Genomic DNA, 19,213 nt, shown 5'->3' with positions numbered 1-19,213 from the left:
AGCCTTAAGCTCCTCGGCAAACACCGCGGCAGCACGCATGGGGCCCACCGTGTGTGAACTGGACGGGCCTATTCCGATGGAGAAGAGGTCAAAGACTCCAACAGCCATTGTCGGTTCCTAACTAGGTCTTGCTGTGGCCCGGCAGATGGTCCTGCCGGATGACTGAGTGGCCGCGGGTCGCGGCTTGCAGCCGGTCAGTACGGCAGCGGGCGGCAGCTAGTGGCGGCCGCCCGCCGCCGTGCTGTTTTAATCCACGCTACGCGGTTTTTGCCGCGGCGAGGTCGAAGCGCTTACAGCTCGCCGCCGTTCTTTGAAGCGTATTCCTCGGCCGACAGCAGCGGGCCCTCCGATTCGGCGGCGACCTTGAACAGCCAGCCGGCGCCGTACGGATCGCTGTTGATCAGGGCCGGATCGTCGACGACGGCGGGGTTGATTTCCGTGACCTCGCCAGTCACCGGCGAGTACAGGTCCGAGACGGATTTGGTGGACTCCACCTCGCCGCAGGTTTCCCCCGCCGTCACCGGGAAACCAACCTCGGGCAGGTCCACGTACACGATGTCGCCGAGGGCGTCCGTGGCCACGGCGGAGATGCCGATGGACACAACGTTCCCGGCCTCGCGCGCAACCCACTCGTGCTCGTCGGAGTACTGCAGTTCACGGGCAACTTTTGCCATGTGTTTTTCCTTTACTCTTGAAATCTTGGTGCTAAATCAGTTGTGCTGGGCTGATGCGGACAGTGGCCGGGTTGGGCGGCGGATGAGCGAATTCCTCCGCGTGCTCGGTCGCGAGGGCGCCCGCTGAGCGGACGCGACGCTCCCTTAGACGCACGCTTCCGGAATCCCCTCACCCGCCGACCAGCACTTCAGTTTGGGGGCCAACAGTTCTCCGGAAAGAAACAGTGGCTCTACTAGATCGATCGGGTCCGAGCTACTTGTGGGCCTAAAGAGTTTCGACAGGCTCAACCAGCGCTAGGTGACTTGCCCTCGAGGGGCCGGCTGGCCGGGGTTTTCGAAAGCGTGCGTCAAAGCGACGAAGGAGCAGCACGCGTGAAAACCGGGGCCAGCCGGCCACGGAGCCAACCACGGCCCCGGGACCAGGGGTTTCGACAAGCTCAACCAGCGGAGACGGGCCTACTTTGAGCGCTTGTAGAAAGGCAGTGCGACGACTTCGAACGGCTCCGTTTTGCCGCGCAGGTCGATGTCCAGGGCCGTGCCGGGTTCGGTGAACTCGACGTCGACGTAGGCCATCGCGACCGGGTAGCCGAGGGTGGGGCTGGGCTGGCCGGAGGTGACTTCGCCTATGACGTTGCCGTCCTTGAGCACCGGGTAGTGGCCGCGGCCGGCACGGCGCCCGAGCCCCTTGAGGCCCACCAGCTTACGGCCAGTGGTGGAACCGGTGCCGGCTGCCTTGAGCGCGCTCAGCGCCGCCTTGCCCACGAAGTCGCCATCCTTGGACAGCGCGACGACGGGGCCCAGGCCGGCGGCGAAGGGGTCCCCTTCGAGGGAAAGCTCGTTGCCGTACAGCGGCATTCCGGCTTCGAGGCGGAGCGAATCGCGGGAGGCGAGTCCCGCAGGCGTCAGCTCCCCTTCGTCCGCAATGGCGACGATGGCCTGCCAGAGGGCGGCGGCGTCGTCGTTGTTCACGAAGATCTCGAAGCCGTCCTCGCCGGTGTAGCCCGTGCGGGCGAGCAGAAGTTCCTGGCTCGCACCGCCCACCAGGAAAGGAACTTCCACGGCGGCGTAGTACTTCAGGCCGGTGACGAGCTCGTGCTGCGCGGCGGGAACCAGGCGGAGGAGGATTTCCTCGGCCTTGGGACCCTGGACAGCGATCAGCGACGTGGCGGCGGAGACGTCCTCAACCACGGCGTCGAACCCGGCGGAACGCTCGGCGAGGGCCTGGGCAACCACCTGGGCGTTGCCGGCGTTGGGCACCACAAGGAACCTGTCCGTACCGCCTTGTGCGGTGTCCGCAGTAGCGGGCCGGCGGTACACGATGAGGTCGTCGATGATGCCGCCGTCTTCCTTACAGATCAGCGAGTACTTGGCCTTGCCGACGGCCATCGCCGAAATCTTGCCGACGAGCGCGTAGTCCAGGAAGGCTGCGGCGTCCGGGCCGGTCACCCAGACTTCACCCATGTGGGACAGGTCGAAGATGCCTGCCGCGCTGCGGACGGCGCGGTGTTCGGCCAGCTCGGAGCTGTACTTGAGCGGCATCTGCCACCCGCCGAAGTCGGTGAAGGAGGCGCCGAGCTTCTTGTGCTCTTCGTAAAGGGCGGTGTAATTCTCAGACATCGGCGGATCCTCAGTTTTCAAATTCGGAAAGCGGCGGGCAGGAGCAGATCAGGTTGCGGTCGCCCAGAGCGCCGTCGATCCGGCCCACGGGCGGGAAGTACTTGTCCTGCTTGAGGGAGTGCACCGGGAACACTGCCTGTTCGCGCGGGTATTCGCGGGCCCAGTCGGAGCTGATGACGGCGGCGGCGGTGTGCGGGGAGTTGCGCAGCGGGCTGTCCGCCACGCTGAAGTCGCCGTTGGCCACCTGGTCGATTTCAGCCCGGATGGAGATCATGGCCGTGATGAAGCGGTCGATTTCGTCCAGGTCTTCGGACTCCGTGGGCTCCACCATCAGCGTGCCGGCAACAGGGAACGCCAGGGTAGGTGCGTGGAAGCCGTAGTCGATGAGGCGCTTGGCAACGTCCTCCGCCGTGACGCCGGTCCTGGCGGTGAGCTCGCGCAGGTCCAGGATGCACTCGTGGGCCACGAGCCCGCCCTCGCCCGTGTACAGCACCGGGAAGAAGTCGTTCAGGCGCGCCGCAATGTAGTTCGCGGCGAGCAGCGCGGACTTGGTGGCGTCGGTCAGGCCGCTGCCGCCCATGAGCTTCACGTAAGCCCAGGAGATCGGCAGGACGCCTGCTGATCCGTAGTTCGAAGCGGAGATGGGCACGTCATTACCTTCGGTCCAGGTCGCGGCGTTGCCGGGCATGAACGGCGCCAGGTGGGCCTTGGCAGCGACCGGACCGACGCCCGGGCCGCCGCCGCCGTGCGGGATGCAGAAGGTCTTGTGCAGGTTCAGGTGCGAGACGTCGCCGCCGAATTTGCCCGGCTGGGCGAGCCCCACGAGGGCGTTTAGGTTGGCGCCGTCGATGTAGACCTGCCCGCCGGCTGCGTGTATGGCGTCGCAGACTTCCCGGACATCGGCGTCGTACACGCCGTGGGTGGACGGGTAGGTGATCATGATCGCGGACAGTGCGTCCTTGTGCAGCTCGATCTTGGCGTTGAGGTCGGCGTGGTCGATCGTGCCATCTGCCGCCGTGGCCACAACAACAACCTTCATTCCGGCCAGGACGGCCGAGGCCGCGTTCGTGCCGTGGGCGGAGGCCGGGATCAGGCAGATGTTGCGCTGGTCATCGCCGCGTGAACGGTGGTAGCCGCGGATGGCCAGCAGGCCCGCGAGCTCGCCCTGGGAACCGGCGTTGGGCTGGATGGACACCTGGTCATAGCCGGTGATCTCGGTCAGCTGCGCTTCAAGATCTGCAATCAGTTCGCGCCAGCCCTCGGTCTGGGAATCCGGGGCAAACGGATGGATGGACGCGAACTCCGGCCAGGAGATCGCTTCCATTTCGGCCGTCGCGTTCAGCTTCATGGTGCACGAACCCAGCGGGATCATGGTGCGGTCCAGCGCGAGGTCGCGGTCGGACAGCCGGCGCACGTAGCGCAGCAGCTGGGTCTCGGAGCGGTGGGTGTTGAACACCGGATGCTGCAGGTACTCGGAAGAGCGTTCGACGGCGGCGTCCAGGGAAAAAGCGTCCGTCGCCTCAACGGCCGTGGCACCGAAGGCGCCGAGGACGTCCTCGACAATTGCCGCCGTCGTCGTTTCATCGGTGGAGATGCCCACGGTGTCCGCGTCGATGCTGCGGAGGTTGATGCCCTTGGCCTCGGCCGCGGCGATGATGTCCGCCGCCTTGCCCGGCACAGACACGCTCACGGTGTCGAAGAAGCTGGTGTGGAGGACGACCAGCCCGGCAGCCTTCAGCGAGGTGGCGAGGGTCCTGGCGTGGCGGTGAGCGGTTTCGGCAATCGCTTTCAGCCCGTCCGGACCGTGGTACACGGCGTACATCGAGGCGACGATGGCCAGCAGGGCCTGCGCGGTGCAGATGTTGGACGTCGCCTTTTCGCGGCGGATGTGCTGCTCACGGGTCTGCAGGGCCAGACGGTAGGCCGGAACTCCTGCAGAGTCCTTGGAGACGCCGACGAGGCGGCCCGGCATCGAGCGCTCGAGGCCTTTCTGGACTGCCATGTAGGCGGCGTGGGGTCCGCCGTAAAACAGAGGCACGCCGAGGCGCTGCGCCGAGCCGACGGCGATGTCCGCACCCTGCTCGCCCGGAGGGGTGATGAGCGTCAGTGAAAGGAGGTCCGCGGCAACCGTCACCAGTGCACCGCGCTCCTTGGCGGCAGCGATGACCTCGGAGTGGTCGAAGACGCGGCCGGAAACCCCGGGCTGCTGGAGGACAACGCCGTTAATGACGCCGTCAGGCAGTCCTTTGGAAAGGTCGGCGACCTCCACCTCAAAGCCGAGGGCCTCGGCGCGGCCCTTGACGATGGCGATGGTCTGCGGCAGGCAGTCGGCGTCGAGCACCGTCTTGCCGTCGTGGGCGGCCTTGTTCTTGTTGGCCCTGCGCATCATCAGCACGGCCTCGGCCACGGCGGTTGCTTCGTCCAGCAGCGAAGCGTTGGCGATGGGCAGCCCCACGAGGTCCTGCACCATGGTCTGGAAGTTCAGCAGCGCCTCGAGCCGGCCCTGGGAGATTTCCGGCTGGTACGGCGTGTAGGCCGTGTACCAGGCCGGGGCTTCGAGGATGTTGCGGCGGATCACCGGCGGGGTCACGGTGTCGTAGTAGCCCTGGCCGATCATCTGCACGGCCGTCTTGTTCTTCGCGGCAAGCTTGCGCAGCTCGGCGAGGGCTTCAACTTCGCTCAGGGCCGGGGCAAGCTCCAGCGGGGAGTCCTGCCGGATGTCTTTGGGAACTGCGGTATCAACCAGAGCATCAACGGTGTCGTAGCCGACAGCCTTGAGCATGGCGTCGACGTCGGCTTCACGGCGGGCGCCGATATGCCGGTCAACGAAGGACGTGGAGGCTGAATTGACAGTCAAGGGAACTCCATAACTAAGGCGGCGCAGGGTACGCCACATCGATCGGGTTCCTCCCCGCTCTGTATTGGACCTGAGAGTTTCCGCGTTGCTGTGGTTTGCGCACAGCCCCGCTTGCACCGTCGGTGAGCACAGCATGTCCTGATGTTTCGGGATGATCCCGGGACTCCAGACGGACAGCCTGCTACTTTCCAGAGTTGCCTTGCCGCGGCGGTACATGGGCCTGAGAGATTCCTGGGGAGGATTTGCTCCTACGGCGCCTGCTTGTACCTACTTGCAGAACTCTCCCGCCGCAGATCAAAGGCATATTCAGTTTGCGGTGACAACAGCCACAGAGGCTATTCTCCTATGTCCGGAACGCGTCCGCAAACTGTCTCGTAGCGGCCGGATGGTACTGCCGCCGGCGCTTTCAGCACCGGCCGGTCAGTCCCGGAGCCGCTCCAGCGCGGCAAGCAGGCTTTCGACGTCGGCGGCCGTCTCGGCAGCTGTCGCGGCCGGCCCGATCGACAACATCGCATTGAAATACAGGCCGTCCCCCATGTACAGGACCGCCTTCGCGAGCCCGGGCCCCACATCCTTGGCGATCTCATTGAGCCAGCGCTGCTGAATATGGGCGAAACGCCGCCGGGTCTCCTGATGGGCCACCTCTGCGAGCCGCGTTGCCGCCACAATGACGCGGTCCAGAGGGGTGTCTGCCCACACTGAGGATTTGATGAAGTAGGCGGCCGCACCTTCGGGTGCCGTGGCCATGGCCCGGGCATCGGCCTCGGCATGCTCGTCCAGGCGGTCCAGCAGGACCCCGATCAGGGCCTCCTTATTCGGGAAGTGGTAGAGCAGGCCCCCTTTGGAAACCCCAGCGCGCCCGGCCACGGCATCCAGGGTTGCTGCTCGCTCCCCTACTTCGATGAGGAGTGACTCAAAGGCGTCGAGGACGGCACTGCGCGCTACTGGTTTTCTGGCCATGGCTCCCATCATGCCTGTTCTGGTCATTCGCTTGATAACTATACCGTCCAGACGGTACAGTTAAGGCATGACCGCGTCCGCAGACCTCCAGCAGCAGAAGCCCATCACGCAAGCAGCAGCACAGCCCTCCCCCGCCAGCGGCGGAGCCCGCGACTGGCTTGCCCTGGGTCTGCTCATGTTTCCGGTCCTGCTCGTGGCCGTGGACAACACCGCACTGACCTTCGCCCTGCCGGCAATCGCGCGGAGCCTGGATACGTCCGGAGTGCAGCTGCTGTGGATCGTGGACGCCTACGCCCTGGTCCTGGCCGGTCTTCTGGTTGCCATGGGAAGCCTGGGTGACAGGATCGGGCGCCGCCGGCTGCTGCTGATTGGCACCATGGGATTCGCCGGAGTCTCGGCCGCCACAGCGTTCGCCCCAAGCGCCGAATGGCTAATTGCCGGCCGTGCCGCACTGGGCTTCTTTGGCGCCATGCTGATGCCGTCCACGCTCTCGCTCATCCGCAACATTTTTCCGGACCCCAACAGGCGCAGGCTGGCGGTCGCAATCTGGGCGGCAGGCTTCTCCGGCGGCGCAGCCCTCGGCCCGATTTTCGGCGGCTGGCTCGTGGAGCAGTTCTGGTGGGGCGCGGTCCTGCTCGTGGCCGCGCCCATCATGCTGCCGCTGCTCATCTTCGGCCCGTTCTTCATTCCGGAGTCCAGGGACCCCAGGCCGGGCCGGGTGGACATGCCCAGCATCCTGCTGTCAATGCTGACCATGGTGCCCATGGTCTACGGAATCAAGGAACTGGCCACCGAAGGACCGGGCGCACAGGCCCTGTCCATCATTGCCTTTGGCATGGCCATGGGCTTCGTCTTCGTTCGTCGCCAGCAGCGGCTCGCGTCCCCGCTGCTGGACCTGTCCCTGTTCAGGAACAGGGTGTTCAGCACGGCCATCACAGCCAACGTGCTGGCGCTGTTCTCCTTCAACGGCTTCATCCTCTTCCTGGCACAGCACCTGCAACTGCTGGAAGGGATGTCGCCCTCGGCGTCGGGGACCGCCATGCTGCCCGCACTGACGGCCACCGTGGTGGCGGGGCTTCTGGTGGTGCCGCTGGTCCGGAAGATTCGGCCCGGGTTCGTGGTGGCCGGCGGCCTGTCGCTGAGCGCGTCGGGCTACTCCCTGGTGGCTTTTGGCGACCACTCCGCCGGACCGGCCCTGCTGCTTGGTGCACTGCTCCTCCTTGCCCTCGGCGTGGGTGCCGCCGAAACAATCTCCAACGACCTGATCCTAGGCGCCGTGCCGCCCGCGAAATCCGGGGCCGCGGCGGCGATTTCCGAGACGGGCTACGAAGTGGGCTCACTGCTCGGTACGGCCGTTCTGGGATCGATCCTGACCGCCTCCTACCAGAGGCAGCTTGCACTGCCCGCAGCCGTAACCCAGGTGGCGCCCGCGGACTCCACGGACCGGGCCCGGGAAACCCTGGCGGGGGCCATGGAGCTTGCGGGAACGTTGCCGGCGCCGCTGTCCGAAGCCCTCGCCGCGGCCGCCCGGGCGGCCTTCGACTCGGGCGTCCACATCACGGCGGCCATCGCGCTGGTACTGATGGCGGGAGCGTCAGTCCTCTCCGCCGTCGTTCTCCGCCGGGTGCCGAGGGCCCGCTAAGGGACCGGCCGGTGGGCTGCCGAGGCCGCCTGCCGCCGGCCGGTCCCGCCGCCGGAAGGGCGACGGCGGAGGAGCGATGGCGGCCTGCCGCGGCCGCTGCTCAGTGGCCTTCGACGAAGGCCTGCAAGGCATCGAGCAGGCCGTCGGTTCCTTCCTTCCTCCCGGCCACCTGGTCAACCTCCGTGAAGTAGGCGCCCTGTTCGGTCAGCGTCAGCAGGGTACCGTCGCCCTCAGCCTGAAGCTCCACCGTGCTGAGCGAAACGGACGTGCGCTGGCCGTCCAGCAGCATCTCGTAGGTATAGACGATCCGCTCGTTGTCCACGATGTCGTAATAGAGGGCCTGCATGGTCGAAACGAAACCGCCCTCGGGCCCTCCGACGTCCGTCTCACGGCCGCCCTCCCGGAACTCGAGGCTTGATTCGCCCTGGTTCCACTCCGGCGGGCCGCCAAACCACTTCTTCTTGCTGGCGAAATCCGAGAACGCTTCAAAAACGCGCGACGGCGGGGCGTTGAGCGTGCGTGACAACGTGAAGCTGGCATGCGTGATGGGGGTGCTCATGGCGTACTCCTGGTTGTTGTTGTGGGTGGATCATCTGAATCAAGGAACGACTCGAGCCGGTCGAGGCGGCGTTCTTCAGCCGTCCGGCGCGCGCTGAGCCAGCCCTCCGCACGGCGGACGGCAGCGGGGACAATGGTGCAGCTGCGCACGCGTCCGATCTTTTCGCTGCGGACCAGGCCACTGCCCTCCAGGACCTGCAGGTGCTGGAGGATTGCCGGCAGGCTCATGGCAAACGGTCGGGCCAGCTGCGAGACTGACGCCGGGCCGTCGCAGAGGCGGATAAGGATCGCCCTCCGGGTGGGGTCGGCGAGCGCCTGGAACACGGAATCCAGGTCCGGATCCTCCGGCAGCTGATTGTTAAGCACATGCTTAAGTATTCTCCGCGGCGCCGGAAAGTCAAGGGTTCAAAGCACAAAACAGCCCCGGAGGAACTCCGGGGCTGTTCTGTCGGTTCCGCGGGCGTCGGCCGCCTGCGGATCTCAGATTTTTAGGCTGCGGTTACTTGCTGTCGGGCTGCGTGACGCTGGCCGAGGCCTTCATGTTCTCGGCACCCACCATCCAGGCGTACTGCTCCAGCTTTTCAATGAAGGCGTGCAGCAGGTCTGCGGTGGTGGGGTCCTCTTCATCCACCTCGTCATGGACCTTGCGCATGGTGCCCACTGCGGCCTCAAGCGCGGCGACGATCCGGTCGATCGCGTCCTTGGTGTTGATGAGGCCTTCCGGGAACTGGGCCAGGCTGGTGGACTTGGCCACCGTCTCGCTGCGGCCATCGGGCAGCGCGTGCAGGGCGCGCATCCGCTCCGCCATGTCGTCAGCAAACGCCCTGGCGGCATCGACAATCTCGTCCAGCTGCAGGTGAAGGTCCCTAAAGTTGGTCCCCACAATGTTCCAGTGCGCCTGCTTGCCCTGGATGTGCAGTTCGATCAGGTCCGCAAGCACGGCCTGCATGTTGTTGGTCAGTGTCGGTGAAGCTTTCATTCGTCCTCCTCGAGTGGTCCAGTAGCTCCGACGCTACCGCAGGCCGGGTCAGGGCAGGCAGGAGCAGGCCCAAAATTTCACGATCAGCTTACTTGCCATTTCTGTCATATATGAATGCTATTCAAATTGACCCTTGCCAGCCGGCGCCGGGCTGTGCATACTAAATGAACGTCATTCATTTAGTGACGGTCGTCTCTCTGGAGTAGTCATCATGATTGAAATCACCTGCCTCGATTCACCCTCCTCCCTGGCCCGGACAGTGCCGTCCGCGCGTCCGGCACTGCGGATCGGCGTCGTCCAGCACCGTTGGCACAGCAACGCCGCGGCTCTTCGCGCCGAACTGAACGACGGCATCGAGCGCGCAGCCCGCCTCGGCGCCACAGTTGTCTTCCTGCCGGAACTTACGCTGTCCCGCTATCCGGCGGACCAGATTCCGGACAACGATCTGTCCCTCGCCGGACAAACCAGGCCACGCCCCTCTGACGCGGCCGAGGACCTGCTCACCGGCCCCACCTTCCGCTTTGCCGCCGAGGCTGCCCGCAGGCACGGCATCTGCGTCCACGCCTCGCTCTACCAGCGGGCGGACAACCCCGACGGCTCGGACGACGGCTTGGGACTGAATACTTCCATCCTCGTGTCCCCCGGCGGCGAACTGCTCGCCAGCACGCACAAGCTGCACATCCCCGTCACCGCCGGCTACTACGAGGACCGGTTCTTCCGCCAGGGCCCGCCCGCGGGTGACGCCTACGAAGTCCACTCGCCTGCCGAACTCGGCGGCGCACGCCTCGGCATGCCCACCTGCTGGGACGAGTGGTTCCCCGAACTGGCCCGGCTGTACTCGCTCGGCGGGGCGGAACTGCTCGTCTATCCCACGGCCATCGGGTCCGAACCGCTGTTCCCGGAGTTCGACACCCAGCCCCTGTGGCAGCAGGTGATTGTGGGCAACGGCATCGCCAACGGCCTGTTCATGGTGGTCCCGAACCGCTGGGGCCAGGAGGGCAGCCTCAACTTCTACGGAACCTCCTTCATCTCCGACCCCTACGGCCGCATCCTGGCGCAGGCTCCGCGGAACGAGTCAGCCGTTCTCGTCGCGGACCTTGACCTGGACCAGCGCCAGGACTGGCTCACGCTGTTCCCGTTCCTGACCACCCGCCGCCCGGACACCTATGCCCGGCTCACCGAACCCGTCCGCCACGATGCACCGTTCGGGGACGAGGCGGGTCCCGCGATTTCGACCAGTTCAATCAGTGGTTATGCGCCTGCCGAGGTGACCGCATGAGCGCGTGGCGCATGCCCGCCGAAACGGCACGCCAGGACCGGCTCTGGATGGCGTTCCCCACGGGCGGCTACACCCTGGGCGACACAGCCGAAGAGGCGCACGCCGCGCGTTCCGTCTGGGCCGCCGTCGCCAATGCCGCCGTTGAGTTTGAGCCGGTCACCGTGGCGGTGGCCCCCGACGACGTCGATACCGCCGCGCGTTACCTCGATCCCGCCGTCGAGGTACTGACGGCGGAACTGAACGACGCCTGGATGCGGGACATCGGCCCCACCTTCGTGCTGGACGGCGCCGGCCGGCTTGGTGCGGTGGACTGGGTCTTCAACGGCTGGGGCGCCCAGGACTGGGCGCGGTGGGACAAGGACTCGCTCCTCGCCGCGGAAGTGGCCGGCCGGTCCGGCGCCCACCATCTCGTGTCCCGTCTGGTTAACGAAGGCGGCGGCATCCAGGTGGACGGCGAGGGAACCGTGCTGGTCACCGAGACCGTGCAGCTGGACCCGGGCCGCAATCCCGGGCTCACGAAACCGGAGATCGAAGCGGAGCTGGCCAGGACCGTCGGCGCCAGGCACGTTATCTGGGTTCCGCGCGGCCTCACCCGTGATTCGGAGCGGTTCGGCACCCGCGGACATGTGGACATCGTGGCCGCCATCCCCTCGCCAGGCACACTGCTGGTCCATTCACAGCAGGACCCGGCGCACCCGGATTTCGAGGTCAGCCGCGAGATCGTCAGCTTCCTGTCCACCACCCGGGACGCGGCCGGGCGTGAATGGAACATCATCGAGGTTCCGGCTCCCACGGTCCTCACGGACGCCGAGGGCTTCGTGGACTACAGCTACATCAACCATGTGGTGGTCAACGGCGGAGTCATCGCCTGCACCTTCTCCGATCCCAACGACGAGAAGGCCCTCCGCATCCTTGCCGACGCCTACCCCGGGCGCCGCGTGGTGGGCATCGACGCCCGCGAGCTCTTCGCCCGCGGGGGCGGCATCCACTGCATCACCCAGCAGCAGCCCGCTGCGTCCTGGAAAGGTCAGTCATGAGCCAAACCACCCGCGCCAGCGCACCGGCGGGCGATCCTGCCAGCGGCGCCGGCACAGACGCCCCGGGAACCGTGCACGGCATTACCGGGAAGGGACTGAAGGGCGGGCAGCTGGGCCTCCTCGCCGTCGTGGTTCTGGGCATTTCCACCATCGCGCCGGCCTACACGCTGACCAGCGCGCTGGGCCCCACCGTCAACGAGGCCGGGCTTCAGCTGCCGGTCATTTTCCTCATCGGCTTCATCCCCATGATCCTGGTGTCCCTCGCCTACCGGGAGCTGAACGCCGATTCCCCCGACAGCGGCACCACCTTCACCTGGGTGACCAAGGCCTTCGGCCCGTGGGTTGGCTGGATGGGCGGCTGGGGCCTGCTGGCCGCCAACATCATCGTGCTGTCCAACCTGGCCGGCGTGGCGGTGGACTTCTTCTATCTGTTCCTGGCCCAGCTGACCGGATCGCCGGAACTGGCGGACCTCGCGGCGAACAAGCCGCTGAACGTGGTCACGTGCTTCGTGTTCGTGGCGCTGGCGGTGTGGGTCAGCTACCGGGGCCTGCACACCACCAAGGTGGTCCAGTACGGGCTGGTCGGATTCCAGCTCCTGGTGCTGGGCCTGTTCGTGGGCATGGCGTTCGCGAACTGGTCCTCGTCCGGGACCGCCATCCCGTTCAGCTGGGAGTGGTTCGACGTCACCAAAATCGAGACGTTCGGCCAGATCGCCGCCGGCATTTCCCTGTCCATCTTTGTCTACTGGGGCTGGGACGTGTGCCTGACGGTGAACGAGGAGACCGCCAACGGCAAGAAAACGGCCGGGCTGGCAGGCACGCTGACCGCCGTCGTCGTCCTGGGCATCTACCTGCTGGTGACCATCGCAACCATGATGTTCGCCGGCGTCGGGGACACGGGCATCGGCCTGAACAACGAGGAGAACCACGCCAACGTCTTCACGGCCCTGGCCTCGCCCGCCATGGGTCCGTTCGCCATCCTGATGTCGCTGGCCGTGCTCTCCAGCTCGGCGGCCTCCCTGCAGTCCACGTTCACCTCGCCGTCACGGAGCCTTCTCGCCATGGCGCATTACGGCGCGCTGCCGGAGCGGTTCAGCCACCTCAGTAGGAAGTTTTCGACGCCGGGATTCGCCACTGTCGCCGCCGGCGCCTTTTCGGCGGTCTTCTACGCCGTGATGCATGTGATCAGCGAGAACGTCCTGAATGACACCATCCTGGCGCTGGGCCTGATGATCTGCTTCTACTACGGGCTCACGGCGTTCGCGTGCGCCTGGTACTTCCGCAACAGCGTCTTCAGCAGCGCACGCAACTTCGTCTTCCGGCTGTTGTGCCCGCTGCTGGGCGGCCTGGGGCTGTTGGTGGTCTTCCTGCAGACCGCCGCGGACAGCTGGGCGCCGGAGTTCGGCAGCGGTTCCGAGGTCTTCGGCGTGGGGCTCGTGTTCGTCCTCGGGATCGGCATCCTGGCCCTGGGCGTGGTGTTCATGCTGATCATGGCCAGGCTGCGGCCGGGGTTCTTCCGCGGCGAAACCATCCGCCAGGACACGCCGGCACTCGTGGTGCCCGACTAGGCGTGGCAGGAGCCGAGTGGTGCCAGTGGCCGGGTTCCACCCTCGTTCGGGCTTGGCGGGCACCGACGGAATCCGCTTAATGCGGGCTTCGGAGAAGGCAGGGCGGCGTTACAGCCACCCTGCCCTCTCCCCATGGGCGCTCTTCCCACGCCCGACTTTCGGGCTGCCTGTTGCGACGGAGTGCGGGAAGAGCGCCCATCTGTGCCGGTCATAGGGCCGGCGGTCGGTGATGATGGTCCAATCGGGGACCAGTTGTTCGTCCCTGGAACGCTAGTCCCGGGGCCTATCGCAAAAAGTGCAGTGAACCGTGCCCTACGCCAGGACTCCGGCTCGCCGCCCGAAGACACATCCGGCAGCAAGTCCGGTGCCGCCGGGGTAGTTGACGCTGAATAGTCCGCCGAGCATTTCACCTGCCACGAACAGGCCTTCGATGTGCTTGCCGTCTGCGTCCAGGACGCGGCCGTGGGTGTCGGACTTGATGCCACCGAAGGTGAACGTGATTCCGCAGGTGACGCCGTAGGCGTAGAAGGGTCCGGTTTCGATGGGGGCGGCCCAGTTGCTCTTGACCGGTTCGGTGGCGGCCTTCCGGCCATCCTTAATGTTGGGGTCGAACGGGATGGAGCGCTCGATCGAGTTGTTGAAGTCCGTCACGGTTTTGGACAGGCTTTCCGGGTCGATGCCGATTTTGACGGCCAGGTCCTCGAGGGTGTCGGCGACCTCAACGGAGATGCCGGGCATCTCGTATTCTTCGCTGCGCAGCATGGGCCGAAGGCCGGCGTCGAAGATCTGGTACGCAACCGAGCCGGGCTGCTTGAGGATTTCCTTGCCGTACTTGGCGTAGGTGTAGTTCCGGAAGTCCGCGCCCTCGTCCAGAAAACGCTTGCCGTCGGTGTTGACGATGATTCCAAACGGGTAGCTTTGCCGGGTGAGGCGGTTGGTGAGTTCGCGGTTGCTTTCGTTGGTGGCGGTGAAGGCATCCCACTGGACGCTGTGGCAGGTGCCCCAGTCTCCGCCCTTGGTGGCGCCGATCTCCAACGCTGCGGCGATCATGTCGCCGGTGTTGTAGGGCGTGCCGCGTACCTTGGCGTTTTCCCAGCCTTCGCCCAAGTACTCCCGCCGACGCTTCGGGTCGGCCTCGAAGCCTCCGGCGGTGAGGATCACGGATTCTGCCGTCAGGCGCAGCTTCCCTTCAGAGGTGTTGACGACGACGCCGGCTACACGGCCGTTCTCAACGATGAGGCTTTGGGCCGCGTGGCCGTACCTGACTTCGATGCCCAGCTCTGCAGCTACCCGGGTGTGGTCTTCGATCAGGCCTTCGCCGCCGCCCACGTTTCCCACGTGCAGGCCGCCCCAGAAGAGGTAGGACCCGTCGGCACGCTCGAAGGCCTGGCGTTCGTACATCAGGCGGTACTTCAGGCCCAGCCCGTTGAGCCAGCGAAGGGTGGACTGGCTCTCGGCAATGAGGACTTCCGTCAGTGCCGGGTCGTTCCGGCCTTCGGTGACCTTTGCCAGGTCTGATGCGTATTCTTCAGCACTGTAGGGCGGAACGACGGTCCGGCTGTGCCGTTCGTCCGGTTCCACGAGCCCTTGGAGGTCATCCAGGCCGTTGTGCACGATGCGAGTGGCGCCGGCGGTGTAGAAGCTGTTGCCGCCAGCCATGTCTTTGGTGCCCTTTTCGAGCAGGATGACTTTTCGTCCGCGGACGGCAGCGGCGTGGGCCGCTGTGAAGCCGGCGTTGCCGCCACCGACGACGATCACGTCGGCCTTTGTGAGGTTTGCAGCTGCGGATTCGTTCTGATCAGCCATTGTTCTTTGTCTCCTTAATTTGTGAATTCATAAGTATTCGTCTGTATACAGAGCCGGCCAAGCGTACTTGGCCCGTGTGTGGCGACATCGGGGTGTCAGCGGCGGGCCGGCACGGGGTCTGGTTCTGCTGCCGTTACTGGCAGCGGTTCCTGCTCGGCGAGGCGGTTTTGGCGGCGCTCCAGGGCCACGGCCAGGGCGCCCAAGGTGACGTTCACCACCAGGAACCCCAAGGCGGCAACAAACTGCGCCTGCAGCAGCGACCGGGTGTAGTACTGGCCGATGACGGTGGCCGACCTCAGCAGTTCCATGTAACCGCCGAGCACAAAGGCCAGCGCCGTTCCTTTGAAGAGGATGATGAGCTGGCTCACCAGGGCGGGACTCATGGACCTCAGGGCCTGCGGAAGCAGGACCAGGCGCAGCGTGCCGACCTGGGAGAAACCCAGCGCGAGGGAGGCCTCGGCCTGTCCCGGTGGCAGCGCGAGGATCCCGGATCGCAGCAGGTCACCGATGACGGCCCCGCTGTAGAGGGTCAGTGCGATTACCAGGAACCAGAAATCCCCGAGTTTAAGGCCATAGTTGGGCAACACCAGCGACGTGAAGTAGAGCAGCAGGAGCAGGGGGATGCTGCTGAAGACGTCCGTGTAGACCCGGCAGGTCCTGCGGATCAGGGTGTGGGTGGAGACCAGCCCGAACGCCAGGAGGCACCCGGTGATCATGGACAGCACCATGCCGACCGCTGCGGCCGCAATGTTGTTCCACAGGCCTTGGCCGAGAAGCGCCCAGAGCCCCGGCTCGGCGAACGGAGCCCACGCCGCAGCGCTCAGCTCGCCTTTGTCGTAGAGGACCCTGAAGACCAGATAGGCGCCGGCGGTCACGATGACGGCGGTGAAGATTTCCAGTAGCAGGTGGCGGCGTTTGCCGCGCGGACCGGCCGGGTCAAAAAGCGATACGGTACTCATCGGCTGAACGCCACCTTCTGATCGACTGCGGATACGAGCCGGCCGATGACCAGCCCGATAACGAGGTAGCAGACGGCGGCCCCGCCGAAGATAATGAACGGTTGTGCCTCATCCACCGCGATCTTGTCCGAGAGGAACGTCAGTTCGGATACCCCCACCAGGGCAGCGACCGATGTGTTCTTGACCATGGTGATGAAGACGTTGCCCAGCGGTCTGGTGACCGTGGCGAAGGCCTGCGGGAGGACGATGAGCTTCAGGGACGCCATTGGCCCGAAGCCCAGGGCGCGCCCGGCTTCAAGCTCGCCGCGGTCTACGGTGTTCAAGCCCGAACGCAGGGTTTCGGCCACGAACGGCGCCGTGTAGAGCACCAAGACGATCGCGGCCGAGGCGTAGAGCGAGTACTGGATGGCCAGGACCGGGAGGCCGAAGACAAACAGCACCATTTGTACGGGAAGCGGCACGTTCCGGAAGATCAGCACGTAGGCCGAGGAGACCGCCCGGGCCGTCCTGACGGGGCTGGTCCGTAGTGCAGCGAGCAGCGTCCCCAGGATCATCGAACCGGTGGCGCCCAGGAGAACGAGTCCCAGAGTCACCAGCACGCCCTGACCGAAATCGACGAGATGATTGACAAGGAATGACATAAGCCGATCCCTACAGGGTTACTTTGGGCGGGGTAACGTCGCCGGGCTTGACCTTGCCGATCGTGGAGTCGTAGGCCTTCTTCCAGTCCCCGTCCGCGATGGCCTTGTTCAGAAGCTGATCAAGGTAGTCATGGAATGCTGCATCGTCTTTCGCGGAACCGATGGCAAATTCCTCGGCATCGGCCAGATGGCCGTCCGCGATGCGGTAGGCGTCCGGATTCTGGGACTGGACACCGAGCAGGATGGCCTCGGTGGTGGTCACCGCATCGACCCTCTTGTCCTTCAGTGCCTGTGCGCATTCACTGTAGGTGCTGAACAGGACCACGTTGGCCGCGGGCACGGCCTCACCGATCAGCTGGGCAGCGCGGGCGCCGGTGGTGGAACACACGGTTTTGCCCTGGAGATCCTCGGGTTTGTTTACTGAGCTGTCGTCCTTGCGGACCAGCAAGGCCACGTTGCTCTCGAGGTAAGGTCCGGCGAAACTGACGACTTTCTTCCGCTCTTCCGTCACGGCGTAGGAGGCGATCACGACGTCTACCTTGTTCTGCTGCAGGAACGCTTCGCGGTTTTTGGTGACCGCTTCCACGAACTCGACATTGTCTGCACTGCCGGTGAGGTCCTTGGCCAGGATTCTGGCCATCTCAATGTCCAGGCCTTCCATCTTGCCGGTGACTGGATTTTTCACGCCAAAGAGCGGCTGGTCGAATTTGACCCCGACGATGACTTTGCCGCGTTTCTGGATCTTGTCCATCGTGCTGTTGGCCGGGAAGTTCTGGGCGGGCTGGCTGTCGGCGGCCGGGGCGGTGCCGGCGCAGGCTGTGGTGCCCAGGATCAGGGCGCCGGCGATGGCCAGTGCGGGCAGGAAGTGCTGGCGTTTCATGGTTACTCCTTAAGGTGGGTGCGTCTTTGCACAGGCGCTGTTAGTGGACCGAGGAGAGGAAGGCTTTGGCCCGGTCGCTGGAAGGGGAGGTGAAGAATGTTTCAGGCTCGGCAATTTCGACGATGGCTCCGGCGGCCATGAAGACGATCCGGTCGGCGAAAGCACGGGCGAAGGACATCTCGTGGGTCACGACGATCATCGTCGTGCCGCTCTGCGCCAGGTTCCGCATGGTTGCCAGAACCTCGCGGGTGGATTCCGGGTCGAGCGCGGACGTGGGTTCATCAAAGAGCAGGACCTTGGGTTCCATGGCCAGTGCACGGGCGATGGCTGCGCGCTGTTTCTGGCCTCCGGAAAGCTGGGACGGCCGGCTGTGTGCCTTGTCGGCGATGCTCACCATGGCCAGCAGCTCGAGGGCCCGGGTCTCTGCCGCCTGCTTGTTCAGGCCCAGGATCTTCCGTGGAGCGAGGGTGATGTTCTCGAGGATGGTCTTGTGCGAGAAGAGGTTAAAGGACTGGAAGACCATCCCCACCTCGGTACGGAACTTGTACAGGTCCCTGCCCTCGACAGGCTGTTCGTGGCCGTCGATGAGGATGTGACCCTCGTCGATGGCTTCCAGCCGGTTGATGCACCGGCACAGCGTCGATTTGCCCGACCCTGACGGGCCCAGTATGACGACCACCTCGCCACGGCGCACCGACAAATCAATGCCGGTCAGGGCCTGCATGCTGCCGAAGCGCTTGCCGACCCCGCGGAACTCAACGACGGTGTCCGTCTCTGTGATCGCTGTCATGATCTATCTCCTTTGATGGAATACGACTGTATACAGTGAAGTACAGTGTTGCATAGTGGCCGCAATCACGGCAAGTCTTGGGAGTCTCCGGTGGGTGCTCACGCCTGCACCCGCCCCGGCAACGGATACGAGAGCCAGCGGCGCCGCGGGCAATACTGGCATGCCAGGGGGACACGGACGGCTGGTACTCCGCGGAAGAAGGTTTAGCGGGAGAGCCGCTGGGGAATCTTAGTAGGAGGCCGATTTCCGCAGCAGGTCGAGCCTGATCATGCGGGCTGTCTCCATGTGTTCGCGCGCGGTGTTCCGCGCACCGGTTTCGTCGCCGGCGGTGATGGCCGCGACCAGCTTCGCGTGCTCGGCCAGGGCCTCATCCCAACGCTTTCCTACCGACAGAGTCGAGTGGGGGGTGCGAATCAGGTGGGTGGAAAGCCGCTGCAGGAGATCCTGGAGGACCGGATTATGCGCGGCCGCCCAGACAGCGGCGTGAAACTCCAGGTTCGTCGACGCCCGGGTCTGGTCATCCGGATCCGAAAGCGCGCGATCACGCTCCACCAGGCCTTCGAGCTGCATTATGTCAGTGATGCCGCGGGACAGGGCTGCCTGCCCGGCCGCCTCCTGTTCCAAAAGAATCCGCACGTCGTATACCTGGATGACCTCCTGCGGGGTCGCCTGATGGACTTGCAGACCGCGGGCGCCACGGTCCAGAAGCCGGTCGTGCTGAAGACGGCGAAGAGCTTCGCGTACCGGAGTGCGGGAGACGCCGAAGCGTTCCCCCAGGGTAACCTCCCGTAATGGAGTCGCCGGAGGAATTGCGCCGCCCAGGATTTCAGAGCGCAGCTGGGCATAGATCGAATCTCCGTCGTGCCGCATCGGTGCAGAACCAGTTGACACAGCATTCCTTCCACAGAGGCAACTTCGGATGGGAGACTTGTCCTGCTACTCGATCCCGCCAGGTTTCACAGACCT

At 65.2% G+C, this 19,213-nt stretch carries 18 protein-coding genes and 1 riboswitch; of the genes, 4 read left to right on the top strand and 14 right to left on the bottom strand.

Going from position 1 to position 19,213, the window contains the following annotated elements; all coding sequences use genetic code 11:
- The 5 genes from LQ144_RS16480 to LQ144_RS16460 all read right to left on the bottom strand — a co-directional run.
- A partial coding sequence (locus LQ144_RS16480) for a serine dehydratase beta chain (RefSeq protein WP_230119781.1) occupies positions 1–108 on the bottom strand: 108 nt, incomplete at its 3' end.
- A 182-nt stretch (positions 109–290) separates the two neighbouring features.
- Positions 291–674 carry a glycine cleavage system protein GcvH gene (gene gcvH, locus LQ144_RS16475; RefSeq protein WP_230119778.1) on the bottom strand — a complete coding sequence of 128 codons (384 nt, stop codon included), beginning with the start codon at positions 672–674 and terminating at the stop codon, positions 291–293.
- A gap of 456 nt (positions 675–1,130) precedes the next feature.
- Positions 1,131–2,291, bottom strand: a complete 1,161-nt coding sequence (gene gcvT, locus LQ144_RS16470) for a glycine cleavage system aminomethyltransferase GcvT (RefSeq protein WP_230119777.1) — start codon at positions 2,289–2,291, stop codon at positions 1,131–1,133.
- Between the two features lie 10 nt (positions 2,292–2,301).
- Positions 2,302–5,148, bottom strand: coding sequence for an aminomethyl-transferring glycine dehydrogenase (gene gcvP / locus LQ144_RS16465; protein ID WP_230119776.1), 2,847 nt, complete (start codon positions 5,146–5,148; stop codon positions 2,302–2,304).
- Positions 5,149–5,346: 198 nt separating this feature from the next.
- Positions 5,347–5,445: riboswitch (glycine riboswitch) on the bottom strand.
- 123 nt (positions 5,446–5,568) lie between these two features.
- Positions 5,569–6,108: a TetR/AcrR family transcriptional regulator gene (locus LQ144_RS16460; RefSeq protein ID WP_230119780.1), complete on the bottom strand. Its 540-nt coding sequence runs from the start codon at positions 6,106–6,108 to the stop codon at positions 5,569–5,571.
- Positions 6,109–6,175: 67 nt separating this feature from the next.
- Between LQ144_RS16460 and LQ144_RS16455 the strand changes: the two genes are divergently transcribed.
- Complete coding sequence (locus LQ144_RS16455) at positions 6,176–7,750, top strand: MFS transporter (RefSeq protein ID WP_230119775.1); 1,575 nt, start codon at positions 6,176–6,178, stop codon at positions 7,748–7,750.
- Between the two features lie 100 nt (positions 7,751–7,850).
- Here LQ144_RS16455 and LQ144_RS16450 read toward each other — a convergent pair whose 3' ends face one another.
- From LQ144_RS16450 to LQ144_RS16440, 3 genes are all read right to left on the bottom strand, one after another.
- A complete protein-coding gene (locus tag LQ144_RS16450) occupies positions 7,851–8,309 on the bottom strand; it encodes an SRPBCC family protein (RefSeq protein WP_230119774.1) in 459 nt (152 codons plus the stop codon).
- Positions 8,306–8,674: a metalloregulator ArsR/SmtB family transcription factor gene (locus tag LQ144_RS16445; protein WP_230119773.1), complete on the bottom strand. Its 369-nt coding sequence runs from the start codon at positions 8,672–8,674 to the stop codon at positions 8,306–8,308. The genes LQ144_RS16450 and LQ144_RS16445 overlap by 4 nt, the downstream gene beginning before the upstream one ends.
- A 133-nt stretch (positions 8,675–8,807) precedes the next feature.
- A complete protein-coding gene (locus tag LQ144_RS16440) occupies positions 8,808–9,287 on the bottom strand; it encodes a DNA starvation/stationary phase protection protein (RefSeq protein ID WP_230119772.1) in 480 nt (159 codons plus the stop codon).
- Between the two features lie 211 nt (positions 9,288–9,498).
- On the opposite strand from LQ144_RS16440, the gene LQ144_RS16435 reads away from it, so the two are divergent.
- Genes LQ144_RS16435 through LQ144_RS16425 form a run of 3 tightly spaced genes read left to right on the top strand, consistent with a single transcriptional unit; the run spans position 9,499 to position 13,171 of the window.
- The gene (locus LQ144_RS16435) at positions 9,499–10,566 is read left to right on the top strand and encodes a nitrilase-related carbon-nitrogen hydrolase (RefSeq protein ID WP_230119771.1); all 1,068 of its coding nucleotides are present in this window, start codon (positions 9,499–9,501) and stop codon (positions 10,564–10,566) included.
- The gene (locus tag LQ144_RS16430) at positions 10,563–11,603 is read left to right on the top strand and encodes an agmatine deiminase family protein (protein WP_230119770.1); all 1,041 of its coding nucleotides are present in this window, start codon (positions 10,563–10,565) and stop codon (positions 11,601–11,603) included. Before LQ144_RS16435 ends, LQ144_RS16430 begins: the two co-directional genes overlap by 4 nt.
- Positions 11,600–13,171 carry an APC family permease gene (locus LQ144_RS16425; protein WP_230119769.1) on the top strand — a complete coding sequence of 524 codons (1,572 nt, stop codon included), beginning with the start codon at positions 11,600–11,602 and terminating at the stop codon, positions 13,169–13,171. Before LQ144_RS16430 ends, LQ144_RS16425 begins: the two co-directional genes overlap by 4 nt.
- 312 nt (positions 13,172–13,483) lie before the next feature.
- On the opposite strand, the gene tcuA is transcribed toward LQ144_RS16425, so the two are convergent.
- The 6 genes from tcuA to LQ144_RS16395 form a co-directional block, all read right to left on the bottom strand.
- On the bottom strand, positions 13,484–14,977 hold the full coding sequence (gene tcuA, locus LQ144_RS16420) for an FAD-dependent tricarballylate dehydrogenase TcuA (protein WP_230119768.1): 1,494 nt from the start codon (positions 14,975–14,977) through the stop codon (positions 13,484–13,486).
- 95 nt (positions 14,978–15,072) lie between these two features.
- Positions 15,073–15,936, bottom strand: a complete 864-nt coding sequence (locus tag LQ144_RS16415) for an amino acid ABC transporter permease (RefSeq protein WP_230119767.1) — start codon at positions 15,934–15,936, stop codon at positions 15,073–15,075.
- Positions 15,933–16,577: an amino acid ABC transporter permease gene (locus LQ144_RS16410; RefSeq protein ID WP_230119766.1), complete on the bottom strand. Its 645-nt coding sequence runs from the start codon at positions 16,575–16,577 to the stop codon at positions 15,933–15,935. The genes LQ144_RS16415 and LQ144_RS16410 overlap by 4 nt, the downstream gene beginning before the upstream one ends.
- A gap of 10 nt (positions 16,578–16,587) precedes the next feature.
- On the bottom strand, positions 16,588–17,457 hold the full coding sequence (locus tag LQ144_RS16405; protein ID WP_230119765.1) for a glutamate ABC transporter substrate-binding protein: 870 nt from the start codon (positions 17,455–17,457) through the stop codon (positions 16,588–16,590).
- Between the two features lie 40 nt (positions 17,458–17,497).
- On the bottom strand, positions 17,498–18,247 hold the full coding sequence (locus LQ144_RS16400; protein ID WP_230119764.1) for an amino acid ABC transporter ATP-binding protein: 750 nt from the start codon (positions 18,245–18,247) through the stop codon (positions 17,498–17,500).
- Positions 18,248–18,475: 228 nt separating this feature from the next.
- Entirely contained in the window at positions 18,476–19,138 is a 663-nt protein-coding gene (locus LQ144_RS16395; RefSeq protein WP_230119763.1) for a GntR family transcriptional regulator, read from the bottom strand.
- Positions 19,139–19,213: the final 75 nt, after the last annotated feature.

The organism is Arthrobacter sp. Bi83, assembly GCF_918698095.1.
In the GTDB taxonomy this organism is placed as follows: Bacteria; Actinomycetota; Actinomycetes; order Actinomycetales; family Micrococcaceae; genus Arthrobacter.
This window is presented reverse-complemented; position numbering and strand designations above follow the sequence as displayed.